Here is a 14,955-nt window from a genome sequence, read left to right on the forward strand (position 1 = left end):
GATAGTATGTTGTAACTAAAGTGAGTGATACCATGTCCCGCTACGATCTCGTTGAACGCCTGAATGGCACTTTTCGCCAGATAGAACAACACCTGGCGGCGCTGACGGATAATCTACAGCAGCATTCGCTACTTATCGCCCGTGTCTTTTCACTGCCGCAGGTGACCAAAGAGGCGGAACATGCGCCGCTGGATACTATCGAGGTAACGCAACATCTGGGGAAAGAGGCCGAAACGCTGGCGCTACGTCACTATCGCCATTTGTTTATTCAACAGCAGTCCGAAAACCGCAGCAGTAAAGCCGCCGTCCGCCTGCCTGGCGTCTTATGCTATCAAGTGGATAATGCGACACAGTTAGATCTGGAAAATCAGGTACAGCGCATTAACCAGTTGAAAACCACCTTCGAGCAGATGGTTACGGTAGAGTCCGGTCTTCCCTCAGCGGCACGTTTTGAGTGGGTGCATCGGCATCTACCCGGCTTAATTACGCTGAACGCTTACCGCACGCTGACGCTTATCAATAACCCCGCTACCATACGTTTCGGCTGGGCAAATAAACATATTATTAAAAATTTAAGCCGGGATGAGGTTCTGAGCCAGTTGAAAAAAAGCCTCGCGTCGCCGCGCAGCGTCCCGCCGTGGACGCGCGAACAATGGCAATTCAAGCTGGAACGGGAATATCAGGATATCGCTGCCTTACCGCAGCAGGCCCGACTCAAGATTAAGCGTCCGGTTAAAGTACAGCCGATCGCCCGCATCTGGTATAAAGGCCAGCAGAAACAGGTGCAACACGCCTGCCCCACGCCGATTATCGCATTTATCAACACGGACAACGGCGCTGGCGTGCCGGATATTGGCGGGCTGGAAAACTATGACGCCGATAATATTCAGCACCGTTTTAAACCACAGGCGCAGCCGCTGCGACTGATTATTCCGCGACTGCACCTGTATGTGGCGGATTAACGTCCCGGCGTCATACTGCCAACCATCAACTCCGGACGTACCCAGGCGTCGAACTCCTCGTCGCTAAGGTATCCTAATGCCACGGCTGAGGCTTTGAGCGTCAGCCCTTCTTTATGCGCCTTCTTCGCAATCTCCGCCGCTTTATCGTAACCGATGTGCGTATTGAGCGCAGTGACCAGCATCAGCGACTCATTCAGCAACTGCGTAATACGCTCGCGGTTTGGCTCGATTCCTGACGCACAGTGTTTATTAAAACTCTCCATGCCATCGGCCAGCAGGCGCACCGTTTGCAGAAAATTATGAATAACCATCGGACGATAGACGTTGAGCTCAAAGTTGCCCGATGCGCCCCCCATATTGATGGCCACATCGTTACCCATCACCTGGCAACATAGCATCGTTACCGCTTCACACTGGGTCGGATTCACTTTACCAGGCATAATGGAACTGCCTGGCTCATTCTCCGGGATAGCAATCTCGCCAATGCCGCAGCGCGGGCCGGACGCCAGCCAGCGAACATCGTTGGCGATTTTCATCAGCGAGGCCGCCAATCCTTTTAATGCGCCATGCGCCTGAACCAACGCGTCACAGGTCGCCAGCGCTTCGAATTTATTCGGGGCGGTAACAAATGGCGCTGCGGTAATCGTTGCCAGTTCCTCGGCCACGCGCCGGGCATATTCCGGGTGGGTATTAAGCCCTGTCCCCACTGCGGTTCCGCCGAGCGCCAGTTCCGCGACGTGCGGTAAACTGTGCTCAATGTGCCTGAGGTTATGTTCCAGCATGGCTACCCAACCGGAAATCTCCTGGCCTAAGGTGAGCGGCGTCGCGTCCTGCAGGTGAGTACGGCCAATTTTGACAATATAGGCGAAAGCGTGGGATTTATCGCGAAGCGTATCCGTTAATGCAGATAATTGCGGGATGAGGTGTTCGCGTAACGCCAGTAACGCCGCCACGTGCATGGCGGTTGGGAACACATCGTTTGAGCTTTGACTCTTATTGACGTCATCATTGGGATGCACCTTGCGTTCCATACCGCGAACGCCGCCCAAAATTTCACTGGCGCGGTTCGCTAACACCTCATTCATATTCATGTTGCTTTGCGTACCGGACCCGGTCTGCCAAATCGCCAGCGGAAACTCATCAGCATGTTTTCCCGCCAGCACTTCATCAGCCGCCTGGATAATCGCGCTGGCTTTTTCCGCCGCCAACAACCCTAAGTCCTGGTTGACCTTCGCAGCGGCGCGCTTGGTCAACGCCAGAGCGTGAATGAGCGAAACGGGCATTTTCTCCGTGGAAATCCGAAAATGCTCCAGCGAACGTTGAGTCTGCGCCCCCCACAGTTTATCTGCCGGGACTTCAATCGCGCCCATTGAATCTTTCTCGCGGCGTACCGTTACCATTACCTGCTCCTTACTCAAGTTGATGAGATCATGTGTCGACATTGCTCACATGTTTGCGGTCTTATGAGTATTAACGATAACAACACAACGGTGTAGACCGGATAAGGCGCTTGCGCCGTTCTCCGGCAAAATAGCGAATCATGTTACCGCCCCGCAGGGCGGCGACATTACTTAACGCAGCGCGCGCACTGCGATGACTGAATCTGCTGGAAGAAATCGTTGCCTTTATCATCCACCAGAATGAAGGCCGGAAAATCCTCCACTTCAATTTTCCAGATAGCCTCCATACCCAGTTCAGGATATTCCACGCACTCCAGGCGCTTGATACTACCCTGCGCCAGAACGGCTGCCGGGCCGCCGATACTGCCCAGGTAGAAGCCGCCATGTTTCTTACAGGCATCGGTCACCTGCTGGCTGCGGTTGCCTTTCGCCAGCATGATCATACTGCCGCCCTGCGACTGGAGCTGATCAACATAAGAGTCCATCCGCCCTGCGGTAGTCGGCCCAAGCGACCCGGAGGCGTACCCTTCCGGCGTTTTTGCCGGCCCCGCATAATAGATAGGATGATCTTTGATGTACTGCGGCAAACCTTCGCCTCTGTCCATCCGTTCTTTCAGTTTAGCGTGCGCGATGTCGCGGCCCACAATAATTGTGCCGTTCAGCGACAGGCGCGTTGATACCGGATACTGCGACAGTTGTTGCAGTATCTCGCTCATGGGACGGTTAAGATCAACGCGCACCGCCTCGCCCTCTCCCGCCTGGCGCAGCGCCTCTGGAATATATTTACCGGGATTGCGCTCCAGCTTCTCGATCCAGATCCCGTCCCGGTTGATCTTCGCTTTAATGTTTCGATCCGCGGAACAGGATACGCCCATACCTACCGGACACGATGCCCCGTGACGCGGCAATCGGATGACACGAATATCGTGAGCGAAATATTTGCCGCCGAACTGCGCGCCTAAGCCAAGATTTTGCGCCTCAAGCAACAATTCTTTTTCCAGCTCAATATCGCGGAAGGCCTGCCCGTGTTCATTGCCTTCGGTCGGTAGCGCATCATAGTATTTTGCCGAGGCCAGCTTAACGGTCTTCAGGTTCGCTTCCGCCGAGGTGCCGCCAATGACAAACGCAATGTGATACGGCGGACAGGCGGCGGTGCCCAGCGTACGCATCTTATCGACGAGATAATTTTTGAGCTTACCCGGCGTCAGAAGCGCTTTTGTCTCCTGATAGAGGTAGGTTTTATTCGCCGATCCGCCGCCTTTAGCGATACAGAGGAATTTATATTCATCGCCATCGACGCTGTAGAGATCGATCTGCGCCGGCAGGTTAGTACCGGTATTGACCTCTTTGTACATATCCAGCGCCGCGTTTTGCGAATAGCGCAGGTTATCTTCGATATAGGTGTTATATACGCCGCGAGCCAGCGCCGCTTCATCACCTCCGCCAGTCCAGACGCGTTGGCCTTTTTTGCCGACAATAATGGCCGTACCGGTATCCTGGCAGGTGGGCAACACGCCCTTGGCCGCGATATCGGAGTTTCGCAGGAATTGCAGCGCGACATATTTGTCGTTTTCACTGGCCTGCGGATCGCGCAGAATATCCGCCACCTGCTGCTGATGCGCGGGACGTAGCATAAAAGACGCATCGTGGAAGGCCTGACGCGCCAACAGCGTTAGCGCTTCCGGCGCGACTTTCAGGATCTCTTGTCCTTCAAATTCGGCGACGGAAACATGTTCGCTGGTCAACAAGTAGTACTCGGTATCGTCCTTTTTGAGGGGAAAAGGGTCTTGATAAAAGAAGGGTTTGTTTGACATTGTGCTCTCACTTACCGCTCGGTATGGTTATTCTCTGGGCAGGTGTTCCATTGCCCGACTAAAAGCGAGTAACACTATCCTACACAATTTTTTAACAAAAACTGAGACAAGTACGACTTTTTACGCCCGGAGGTTACTTCATACGGGTTTCTTGGTTTAATACCTCCCATTGATCTCCACATTGAAACAGGGCTTGATAATGCAAAAACTCATTAACTCAGTGCAAAACTATGCCTGGGGAAGTAAAACTGCGTTAACGGAACTTTATGGCATCGCCAATCCGCAGCAGCAGCCAATGGCTGAACTCTGGATGGGCGCGCATCCCAAAAGCAGCTCGCGAATCACCACCGCCAACGGCGAAACCGTCTCCCTGCGTGACGCCATCGAAAAGAATAAAACCGCCATGCTGGGCGAAGCGGTAGCCAACCGTTTCGGCGAACTGCCGTTTCTGTTTAAAGTACTGTGCGCCACACAACCGCTCTCTATTCAGGTGCACCCGAATAAACGCAACTCCGAAATCGGTTTCGCGAAAGAAAATGCGGCGGGTATCCCCATGGATGCCGCAGAGCGGAACTATAAAGATCCTAACCATAAACCAGAGCTGGTTTTTGCCCTGACGCCTTTCCTGGCGATGAACGCGTTCCGCGAATTTTCTGACATTGTCTCTTTACTGCAACCTATCGCCGGCGCGCATTCCGCTATCGCCCACTTTTTGCAGGCGCCGAATGCTGAACGTCTGAGCCAGCTTTTCGCCAGCCTGTTGAATATGCAAGGCGAAGAAAAATCCCGCGCGTTAGCCGTACTCAAAGCGGCGCTTAACAGCCAGCAAGGCGAACCGTGGCAAACGATCCGCGTGATTTCAGAGTATTATCCTGACGACAGCGGGCTTTTCTCTCCTTTGTTGCTGAATGTGGTCAAACTGAATCCCGGCGAGGCGATGTTCCTGTTTGCCGAAACGCCTCATGCTTATCTGCAGGGCGTTGCGCTGGAAGTCATGGCGAACTCCGATAACGTTCTGCGCGCTGGCCTTACGCCAAAATATATCGACATCCCTGAGCTGGTCGCGAACGTGAAGTTCGAACCTAAACCTGCCGGCGAGTTGCTGACGGCCCCGGTGAAAAGCGGCGCGGAGCTGGACTTCCCAATTCCGGTTGACGATTTTGCTTTTTCACTGCACGACCTGGCGCTTCAGGAGACGAGCATCGGCCAACACAGCGCCGCGATTCTGTTCTGCGTTGAGGGTGAGGCGGTGTTACGTAAAAATGAACAGCGTCTGGTACTGAAGCCGGGTGAATCGGCCTTTATCGGCGCGGATGAGTCTCCGGTTAACGCCAGCGGCACGGGCCGTTTAGCGCGTGTTTATAACAAGCTGTAGCAACGTACTGAATTTTTTAACAACTCTTGCTAAGCTTATAACAGACGTAAAACTCCTCCAGGCGGTTTAATCCGCCTGGTTTCATTTTTATGGACAATTGATATGAAAAAAACACTGGTAGCTGCAGGTGTAGTAATTGCACTTGGCATCGTCTGGACAGGCGGCGCCTGGTATACGGGGAAAAAGCTGGAGAACCATCTTTCAGAAATGGTGACTCAGGCCAATGAACAGCTCAAGCGTACTGCGCCGGAGGCCGGTGTCGAATTAAGTTATCAAAACTACCAGCGTGGCGTGTTCAGTAGCCATCTGCAACTGGTTGTCAAACCGGTTGCCGGCGCAGACACTACCTGGTTGAAACCCGGGCAAAGCATTGTGCTGGACGAGTCCGTTTCACATGGTCCCTTCCCGCTCGCCCAGCTCAAAACGCTCAATCTGATCCCTTCTATGGCATCGGTAAAAACCACCCTGGTGAATAACGATGCGGCAAAACCCCTCTTTGATATCGCGAAAGGCGACACGCCCTTTGTTATCAATACCCGCATTGGTTATGGCGGCGATACCCGCTCCGATATCTCTCTCAAGCCGTTAAACTACGAGAATGCCGGTGAAAAGGTCGCCTTTAGCGGCGGCGAGTTCCAGCTTAACGCCGATAAAGACGGTAATGTGGTTTCGCTGTCGGGCGAAGCGCAGAGCGGCCTGGTCGATGCCGTTAACGAATATAATCAGAAGGTCCAACTCACCTTTAATAATTTGAAAACAGACGGTACCAGTAAGCTGGCAAGCTTTGGCGAGCGTGTAGGCGACCAAAAGTTAACGCTGGATAAACTGTCCATCGCCATTGAGGGTAAAGAGATGGCGGTGCTGGAAGGGATGGAAATTGCCGGCAAGTCCGATCTCGTCAACGACGGAAAAACCATTAACAGCCAGTTGGATTACTCGCTTAACAGCCTGAAAGTGCAGAATCAGGATTTAGGCAGCGGTAAATTAACGCTGAAAGTCGGTCAAATCGACGGCGAAGCCTGGCACCAGTTTAGTCAGCAATATCATGCGCAAACGCAGGCGCTGTTGAATCAGCCGGACGTGGCGCAGAATCCTGAGCTTTATCAGCAAAAAGTCACTGAAGCGTTCTTTAGCGCTCTCCCCGTGCTGTTAAAAGGCGATCCGGTACTGACTCTGGCGCCGCTTAGCTGGAAAAACGCCAAAGGGGAAACCACGCTGAATCTGTCGCTGTTCCTCAAAGATCCGGCAACCACAACGGCACAACCGCAAACGCTGGCGCAGGAAGTCGACCGCTCCGTGAAATCGCTGGATGCGAAACTGGCAATTCCGATGGACATGGCGGTCGAGTTTATGACGCAGATAGCAAAACTGGAAGGCTATCAGCAGGATGATGCGGAAAAACTGGCAAAACAGCAGGTGCAGGGGCTGTCCGCAATGGGTCAGATGTTCCGACTGACAACGCTGAAGGATAATACTATCGCCTCCAGTTTGCAGTACGCCAATGGCCAGATCACGCTCAACGGACAAAAAATGCCGTTGGAAGACTTTGTCGGCCTGTTTGGGATGCCGGCGCTTTCCGTACCGGACGTTCCGGCGCTGCCTCAACAATAATCGCCTTGCCGGGTGTCGCGACGCTGCACCCGGTCTGCGCCGAACGACGCGCAGCCTCTACTTTTGCGTTACCAGGCGAGCGGCTATCGTTTGACTCCGCACATGGTGCTCGTCGTGAGCAATACGCTGCAATATTCGTTCGGCCAGGGTATAGCCTATTTCTCGCGCCGGCGTACTGGCCCAGATAATCGGCAGGTCGTCGAGGGCGTTCTCCGCCACATCAGCAAACGCCGCCAGCGACACCTGCTGCTCGAAATAACGATCGACGCCGCTCTCGCCACTCTGTCGTCCGGCTCTCAGTAGGCCAAACCACGCCCCCATCGCAATGGTTTCGTTGTAACAAACGACAGCGCTAATGGTCGGATTGTATCGCAACAGCGCGGTAATGCTTTCTGCTGCCTGTTTCTGACTGGAAGCGCATTCCACGACCCACTCGCTGTGAAACGGTAGACCGTATTTTAACAACGTCGCGCAATAGCCGCCCACGCGCTCCGCGCGGGTTAAAGATGCGCTTTGTCCTCCCAGCCAGGCGATGCGCTGATGGCCCTGACGAATAAGGTACTCCGTCAGGAGCTGCGCCGCCTGCATGTTGTCAGGCCGAACGGTATCCGCATCATCAAGATAGCTGGCGCGTGACGCAAACACCACCGGAATACCTTGTGCGTCGGCCTGCGCTCTCAGCGCTTCGCTACTACCCGCCGCACCGGCGATCACCATGCCATCCACGCCCTGATTAAGCAGCATGGTAAAACGCTGATTTAGCTGTTCGCCATCTTTCCCCCCGTGCAGGAGAAAAACCATACGGCCTTGCGCTTCCAGCGCTTCCGTTAACCCGGCGGTCAATTCGGCATAAAAGGGTGCCGATAAATCACGCACGATCAAACCGATAACGCCGCTTTGCCCGCCACGCAGCGCGGACGCCTGGCGGTTACGCACAAAGCCCAGTTGCTCAATTGCCGCGTTCACGCGCTCGCCGGTCGCGGCCGATATTCGCCCCTTGCCGCTCAGCACTAAGGAAACGGTGCTCACCGACACGCCAGCCGCCAGCGCAACATCGTGGATAGTGATTTTTTTGGCGATAGCCATGTCAACAAATCGCTCCAGAATCTGACAGATAAAACGTTTTACCTATCTGTTATCTTTATACGCGTTATTATCGGTCAGTAATGTGATTAATGCCGCACTAAAATTTGATAAAACGTTTTATCTTTTCGCCATCATAACCTGACACCGGCCTTTATTAACAAGGAGTCGTTAGATGACGACGAAAACCACGCCAAAAATAACGCTATGGGAATTTTTCCAGCAACTGGGCAAAACGTTTATGTTGCCCGTCGCCTTGCTCTCGTTCTGCGGCATTATGCTCGGTATCGGCAGCTCACTCAGTAGCCACGACGTTATCACCCTGCTCCCCGTGCTGGGTAATCCCTTGCTACAGGCTATCTTCACCTGGATGAGTAAAGTAGGTTCTTTTGCCTTTAGCTTCCTGCCGGTGATGTTTTGTATCGCGATTCCGCTTGGTCTGGCGCGGGAAAACAAAGGCGTCGCCGCGTTTGCCGGGTTCGTCGGTTATGCGGTCATGAACCTTGCAGTCAACTTCTGGCTCACGGCAAAAGGCATTCTGCCGACCACCGATGCGGCGGTGCTGAAAGCCAATAACGTACAAAATATTCTGGGCATCCCCTCTATCGATACCGGCATCCTCGGCGCCGTTATCGCTGGTATTATTGTCTGGATGCTGCATGAACGGTTTCATACCATTCGTTTGCCGGATGCGCTGGCCTTTTTCGGCGGTACGCGTTTTGTACCTATCGTTTCCGCCGTTGTGATGGGGCTTGTCGGCCTGGTTATCCCGCTCGTCTGGCCGGTTTTTGCGATGGGAATTAGTGGACTGGGTCATATCATCAATAGCGCCGGCGACTTTGGACCGATGATTTTCGGCACCGGCGAGCGCCTGCTGTTGCCTTTTGGTCTGCACCATATTCTGGTAGCGCTGATTCGTTTCACCGAGGCGGGCGGTACGCAAGAGGTATGCGGGCATACCGTGAGCGGCGCATTGACTATTTTCCAGGCCCAACTCAGTTGCCCAACGACGCACGGCTTCTCTGAAAGCGCCACTCGCTTCTTATCGCAAGGCAAAATGCCGGCGTTTCTCGGTGGGTTGCCGGGTGCCGCGCTGGCAATGTACCACTGTGCCCGTCCAGAAAACCGCCCTAAAATTAAAGGATTATTGATTTCCGGTTTAATCGCCTGCGTTGTCGGCGGTACAACGGAGCCGCTGGAATTCCTGTTCCTGTTCGTAGCGCCGGTGCTGTACGTTATTCATGCTCTGCTGACCGGACTGGGCTTTACCATCATGGCTATTCTCGGCGTCACTATCGGCAATACGGATGGCAATATTATTGACTTTGTGGTGTTTGGCATCCTGCATGGTCTGTCAACAAAATGGTATCTGGTACCGGTAGTGGCGGCGATTTGGTTTGCGGTTTACTACCTCATTTTCCGCTTCGCCATTACACGCTTTAACCTCAAAACACCGGGGCGCGAGGCGGAGATCGCCACCAGCATTGAAAAAGCGATCGCTGGCGCGCCAGGAAAGTCCGGCTACAACGTGCCTGCTATCCTGGCGGCATTAGGCGGCACGGAAAACATCGTGAGTCTGGACAACTGCATCACCCGCCTACGTCTGTCCGTGAAAGATATGTCGCTTGTCGATGTCCAGGCATTGAAGGACAATCGTGCGATAGGCGTCGTACAGCTCAATCAGCATAATTTGCAGGTGGTTATCGGCCCGCAGGTTCAGTCGGTAAAAGATGAAATGGTTGGTCTGATGAATACCGTTCAGGCATAAGGATGAGATATGTTCGATTTTTCACAGGAAGTTGACCGTCGCGGGACATGGTGTACGCAGTGGGATTATGTCGCCGATCGTTTTGGCGAGGCCGATCTGCTCCCCTTTACGATCTCGGATATGGATTTTGCCACCGCGCCGTGTATCCTGGAGGCGCTAAACCAGCGCCTTTCCCACGGTGTGCTGGGCTATAGCCGCTGGAAAAATGAGGCGTTTTTAGGGGCGATTACCCACTGGTTTGCGACACGCCATCAGACCACGATAGATGCCCACTCCCTCGTATACGGCCCCTCCGTTATCTATATGGCGTCCGAGCTTATCCGCCAGTGGTCCGACGAAGGCGATGGCGTGGTAGTTCATACCCCCGCTTACGATGCTTTTTATAAGGCGATTGAAGGCAACCGTCGCATCGTCACTCCCGTCCCACTGGAGAAAGAAGGCAACGCCTGGTATTGCGATATGGCCAAACTGGAGGCGGCGCTGGCGCGTCCGGAAAGCAAAATCCTGCTGCTGTGCAGTCCGCAAAATCCCACCGGTAAAGTGTGGACGCGTGACGAGCTGGAAACGATGTCAACGCTGTGCGAGCGCCATGGCGTACGGGTGATTTCCGATGAAATTCACATGGATATGGTATGGGGAAACCAGCCGCATATTCCCTGGAGCAATGTCGCGCGCGGAGACTGGGCGCTGCTCTCCTCCGGCTCGAAAAGCTTCAATATTCCGGCATTAACCGGCGCTTATGGAATCATTGAAAATAGTGAAAGCCGTGAACGCTACCTGGCCGCCTTAAAAGGGCGCGACGGCCTCTCTTCGCCAGCGGTGCTCTCGCTCACGGCGCATATTGCCGCGTATCAGCACGGCGCGCCGTGGCTGGATGCGTTACGCGCCTCGCTGGCGGCTAATATGCGCTATATTGAGCAGGCGCTGAATGGCGCCTTTCCGACGTTGAACTGGCAAGCGCCGCCATCGACCTATCTGGCATGGATTGATCTCCGTCCTCTCGGCATTGACGATCAAAAATTACAGCACACGCTCATTCATCAGGAGAAAGTCGCCATTATGCCCGGCGATACCTATGGCGCAGAAGGCCGGGGATTTGTGCGTCTGAATGCCGGATGCCCTCGCCTGAAACTTGAAAAAGGCGTCAACGGATTGATTAACGCTATCCGCACCGTTCGCTGATACTGTCTACAAGCGGGGGGTTGACCCTTTATCCTGAGAGGCGATAACAGAGACGGCCCCCGTGAGCTGACCGGGGGCGCGTTAAAGAGAATGATACAAAATTTCTTCCGCGCTCTCGCGAAGTTGCAACGTAATGACTCCGTTTTTGCAAAATTTCCAGAGCATTATTAATCTGTAGTATAATGGTGCGCACTTTTATTAAAAATTGAGTGCGCCCATGATTGATATTACGCTTCCTTTGACTGACATCCACCGCCACCTTGATGGCAACATTCGCGCCCAAACAATTCTGGATCTTGGTCGGCAGTTCAACATCGCCCTTCCCGCCCAAACGCTGGAAACGCTGATTCCGCATGTCCAGGTCACCTCAACCGAACCCGATTTAGTGAGCTTTCTCACGAAGCTCGATTGGGGGGTAAAAGTCCTGGCATCGCTTGACGCCTGCCGCCGTGTGGCCTTTGAAAATATTGAAGATGCCGCACGTAACGGCCTGCATTACGTCGAGCTTCGCTTTTCGCCCGGCTATATGGCGATGGCGCATCAGTTACCGATCGCAGGCGTGGTTGAAGCCGTTATCGACGGTGTACGCGACGGCTGTAACACGTTTGGCGTCGAGGCACGACTCATTGGCATTATGAGCCGTACCTTCGGCGAGGCGGCATGTTTACAGGAGCTTGATGCGCTGCTGGCGCACAGAGAGAAAATCACCGCGCTGGATTTAGCCGGTGATGAGCTGGGCTTTCCCGGCAGTCTGTTTTTGTCGCACTTTAATCGGGCGCGCGATGCGGGCTGGCATATTACCGTTCACGCAGGCGAAGCCGCAGGGCCGGAAAGTATCTGGCAGGCGATTCGCGAACTGGGGGCCGAACGTATCGGACATGGCGTAAAAGCTGTCGAAGATCGCGCGTTAATGGATTTTCTTGCACAGCAGCGTATCGGTATTGAATCCTGTCTGACCTCGAATATTCAGACCAGTACCGTCGCATCGCTGGCAGATCATCCGCTCAAAACCTTCCTTGAGCATGGCGTTCTCGCCAGTCTTAATACGGACGATCCGGCTGTTCAGGGCGTAGATATTATCCATGAATATCACGTCGCCGCGCCAGCGGCAGGATTGAGCCGCGAACAGATTCGCCAGGCGCAGATTAACGGTCTGGAAATCGCCTTTCTGAGCGATGGCGAAAAACGTGCGCTGCGCGAAAAAGTGGCCGCGGCGTAAGATTGCTTTATTGATGCTAACGCCCTCTCTCCGCCTGAGGTTTAATGCTATCCCAGGCGGAGAAATGCGACATCTCAGGCAAGACACAGCGTCGCGCGATGTTTTGCCGATTCCATGCCCAGTTCAATCAACTCCATAATTTGAATCGCCTGGCTTGCCGGCACGGGATTTTCACCATTACCGTTTAACGCATCGCGGATGGCGGCATAATATGCCGGATAGTTACCCGGCAACGTAAGCCAGTTCTCTTCTTTGCGCGTCTCTCCCTCAACCAGGGTCAATACGCCGTCACGCATGTCGTATCCCCAGTCTTCCTGCGGTAAACGCTCGCCGTTTTTTAACCGTTCTTCCTGGGGATCGAGGCCATATTTTACATAGCTACCGCGCGAACCATGAACAATGTATCGCGCGGATTCCGCCGCGGCCAGCATCGTACCGTGCAAAATCACGCGGCGCTGGGGGTAGGATAAAATCGCGTGGAAATAATCTGTAGATTGCGCGCCCGGACGCAGTTGCGCTAAATCCACCGTCATGCTGACCGGCAGGCCAAAAAGTTGAATGGCCTGATCCAACAAGTGCGGCGCCAGATCGTACCAGATACCACTTCCCGGCCCGCCTTGCTCGCGCCAGCGGTCGCGCACCTGGGGACGGAAGCGATCAAAGTGGGATTCAAACAAGGACACCTCGCCGAGCACGCCATCCGCCAGCAAGGCCTTCAGCGTCAAAAAATCGCTGTCCCAGCGTCGGTTGTGGAAGACGGAAAGTACCCGACCAGTGCTCCGCGCAAGCGCATCCAATTCTCGCGCCTGTGACAGTGTCACGGTAAAGGGTTTATCAACCACCACATGCTTACCGGCTTCCAGCGCAGCTTTCGCCAGCGGGAAATGGGTATCGTTGGGCGTCGGGATCACGATCAGGTCGATATGCGGATCGTTAAATAAATGTCGGGGCTCAGCGACTACGGAAACCGCCGGCCAATCTGCTTTCACTTTTGTTTCATCGCTGCTGGATACCGCCGCAAGCTCTAGCCCTGGCGTTCCCATAATTAAAGGCGCATGAAAGGTTTTACTGGCGTAGCCATAACCGATTAACCCAACGCGGATTTTGTCATTCATCTCACTGCCTCCGGTTTTAGATATCGCTATTCCACACCATCGTGCGATTAGCCGCAATAGCGTCCTGACCATCAACGTAGCATCAAATGATTAACTTGTTACAGAACAGAGGCTGAAATCGTTTCCCTCCCTCTTGCCGACCGTTCGCCAGGAAAGTAACATTTACCCCCTGTGTTTATGGATAAATCAAAGCAAATGTCGTCAATAATGAATCGTCTTATTGAATTAACTGGGTGGATAGTTCTCGTTATCTCAGTCATTCTTTTAGGTATTGCCAACCATATTGACAATTACCAACCACCAGAGCCCACGGCTTCCGTTCAGAAGAAGTAAGCGTCAGATAATGTAAAGGCATTTTCGCGTGGTACGGTCAGCGGCGCCCCGGGGGGTGCAAAGAAAAGTCAAAAACCGGCAAAAAAAACGAAATATGTCCTATCTGGTCTGACGTTTATTGCCTGTTGTAGGAAAGCGCGTTAACCTTTCGCCCCAGGCGCCATGTGGCGCCTGACTCTTTACCGGTAAGAATATTCCCTTTTTACCTGCACCCCTGACCTCTCACTGGTGCGGTTTTGTTTATTTTTTATCAGTGACTACTCCGTTGGCATTATATTTAATATGGATCAACTTTATATGACTGTTCAGGATTATCTATTAAAATTCCGCAAAATTAGTTCGCTCGAAAGTCTGGAAAAACTGTTCGACCACCTTAACTATACCCTTACTGATGACATGGATATTGTTAATATGTATCGCGCTGCAGATCACCGCCGTGCCGAACTGGTTTCCGGAGGACGCCTGTTTGATGTAGGTCAGGTTCCGCAATCCGTCTGGCGCTATGTGCAATAAAGAAAGTAGCGTTTAACATCAAAAACCTTATAATATTTGCCCCAAAATGAGCGGCATGACCGTTAATGCGCGTAACCCCGGAGAAGATATGACTACAACACCGCCACAACGAATTGGAGGCTGGCTTCTTGGCCCGTTAGCCTGGCTGTTAGTCGCGTTGTTGAGCGCCTCGCTGGCGTTATTACTCTACGTTATGGCGCTTGCCACACCGCAAACGTTCAAGACGCTTAGCGGACAGGAAACCGGTAATTTACTGCTATGGGGCATTTCATTTATTACCGCTATCGCCATGTGGTACTATACCCTGTGGTTGACGATCGCATTCTTCAAGCGCAGACGCTGCGTGCCGAAGCATTACATTATCTGGCTGCTGGTGTCGGTGTTACTGGCGGTTAAAGCATTTGCCTTTTCGCCCGTCTCAGATGCCTTTGCCGTGCGTCAGTTACTCTTCCCACTGTTGGCGACGGCGCTCATTGTGCCTTATCTCAAACGTTCAGCGCGCGTTAAAACAACGTTTGTTAATCCGTAATAACCCTACAGTTAACCTGTTGTCGCCTGTGGTAGTTTGACAGATAATAGG

General features: G+C 53.4%; 13 protein-coding genes. 9 read left to right on the forward strand and 4 right to left on the reverse strand.

Annotated features, from left to right (window positions below):
• Window positions 1–32 precede the first annotated feature (32 nt).
• The gene (gene tus / locus K8W53_RS12130) at window positions 33–962 is read left to right on the forward strand and encodes a DNA replication terminus site-binding protein (RefSeq protein ID WP_052939360.1); all 930 of its coding nucleotides are present in this window, start codon (window positions 33–35) and stop codon (window positions 960–962) included.
• Here the strand turns inward: tus and fumC are convergent.
• Together fumC and fumB are read right to left on the reverse strand one after the other, a co-directional pair.
• On the reverse strand, window positions 959–2,362 hold the full coding sequence (gene fumC / locus K8W53_RS12135) for a class II fumarate hydratase (RefSeq protein WP_052939359.1): 1,404 nt from the start codon (window positions 2,360–2,362) through the stop codon (window positions 959–961). The genes tus and fumC overlap by 4 nt on opposite strands.
• A 167-nt stretch (window positions 2,363–2,529) precedes the next feature.
• The gene (fumB, locus tag K8W53_RS12140) at window positions 2,530–4,176 is read right to left on the reverse strand and encodes a class I fumarate hydratase (protein ID WP_000066601.1); all 1,647 of its coding nucleotides are present in this window, start codon (window positions 4,174–4,176) and stop codon (window positions 2,530–2,532) included.
• Between the two features lie 199 nt (window positions 4,177–4,375).
• Between fumB and manA the strand changes: the two genes are divergently transcribed.
• A complete protein-coding gene (gene manA, locus K8W53_RS12145; protein ID WP_023224927.1) occupies window positions 4,376–5,551 on the forward strand; it encodes a mannose-6-phosphate isomerase in 1,176 nt (391 codons plus the stop codon).
• A gap of 102 nt (window positions 5,552–5,653) precedes the next feature.
• On the forward strand, window positions 5,654–7,162 hold the full coding sequence (locus K8W53_RS12150) for a YdgA family protein (protein ID WP_000753341.1): 1,509 nt from the start codon (window positions 5,654–5,656) through the stop codon (window positions 7,160–7,162).
• A 57-nt stretch (window positions 7,163–7,219) separates the two neighbouring features.
• Here K8W53_RS12150 and K8W53_RS12155 read toward each other — a convergent pair whose 3' ends face one another.
• Window positions 7,220–8,248: a Mal regulon transcriptional regulator MalI gene (locus tag K8W53_RS12155; protein WP_000951918.1), complete on the reverse strand. Its 1,029-nt coding sequence runs from the start codon at window positions 8,246–8,248 to the stop codon at window positions 7,220–7,222.
• A gap of 172 nt (window positions 8,249–8,420) precedes the next feature.
• On the opposite strand from K8W53_RS12155, the gene malX reads away from it, so the two are divergent.
• From malX to add, 3 genes are all read left to right on the forward strand, one after another.
• Complete coding sequence (malX, locus tag K8W53_RS12160; protein WP_000208903.1) at window positions 8,421–10,013, forward strand: maltose/glucose-specific PTS transporter subunit IIBC; 1,593 nt, start codon at window positions 8,421–8,423, stop codon at window positions 10,011–10,013.
• Window positions 10,014–10,022: 9 nt separating this feature from the next.
• Window positions 10,023–11,195 carry a MalY/PatB family protein gene (locus K8W53_RS12165; protein WP_052939358.1) on the forward strand — a complete coding sequence of 391 codons (1,173 nt, stop codon included), beginning with the start codon at window positions 10,023–10,025 and terminating at the stop codon, window positions 11,193–11,195.
• A 217-nt stretch (window positions 11,196–11,412) separates the two neighbouring features.
• Window positions 11,413–12,414 (forward strand): adenosine deaminase, encoded by a 1,002-nt coding sequence (gene add / locus K8W53_RS12170; protein ID WP_000565565.1) that lies wholly within the window; start codon window positions 11,413–11,415, stop codon window positions 12,412–12,414.
• Between the two features lie 74 nt (window positions 12,415–12,488).
• On the opposite strand, the gene K8W53_RS12175 is transcribed toward add, so the two are convergent.
• Window positions 12,489–13,529, reverse strand: coding sequence for an oxidoreductase (locus K8W53_RS12175; protein ID WP_023224829.1), 1,041 nt, complete (start codon window positions 13,527–13,529; stop codon window positions 12,489–12,491).
• Window positions 13,530–13,736: 207 nt separating this feature from the next.
• On the opposite strand from K8W53_RS12175, the gene blr reads away from it, so the two are divergent.
• From blr to K8W53_RS12190, 3 genes are all read left to right on the forward strand, one after another.
• On the forward strand, window positions 13,737–13,862 hold the full coding sequence (gene blr / locus K8W53_RS12180; protein ID WP_001708800.1) for a division septum protein Blr: 126 nt from the start codon (window positions 13,737–13,739) through the stop codon (window positions 13,860–13,862).
• Window positions 13,863–14,159: 297 nt separating this feature from the next.
• Complete coding sequence (ydgT, locus tag K8W53_RS12185; protein WP_000217946.1) at window positions 14,160–14,375, forward strand: transcription modulator YdgT; 216 nt, start codon at window positions 14,160–14,162, stop codon at window positions 14,373–14,375.
• 88 nt (window positions 14,376–14,463) lie between these two features.
• Window positions 14,464–14,904 (forward strand): DUF2569 domain-containing protein, encoded by a 441-nt coding sequence (locus K8W53_RS12190; protein ID WP_000214061.1) that lies wholly within the window; start codon window positions 14,464–14,466, stop codon window positions 14,902–14,904.
• The last annotated feature ends 51 nt before the right edge of the window (window positions 14,905–14,955 follow it).

Origin of the sequence: Salmonella sp. A29-2, from assembly GCF_020150755.1 — a bacterium.
GTDB lineage: Bacteria > Pseudomonadota > Gammaproteobacteria > Enterobacterales > Enterobacteriaceae > Salmonella > Salmonella enterica.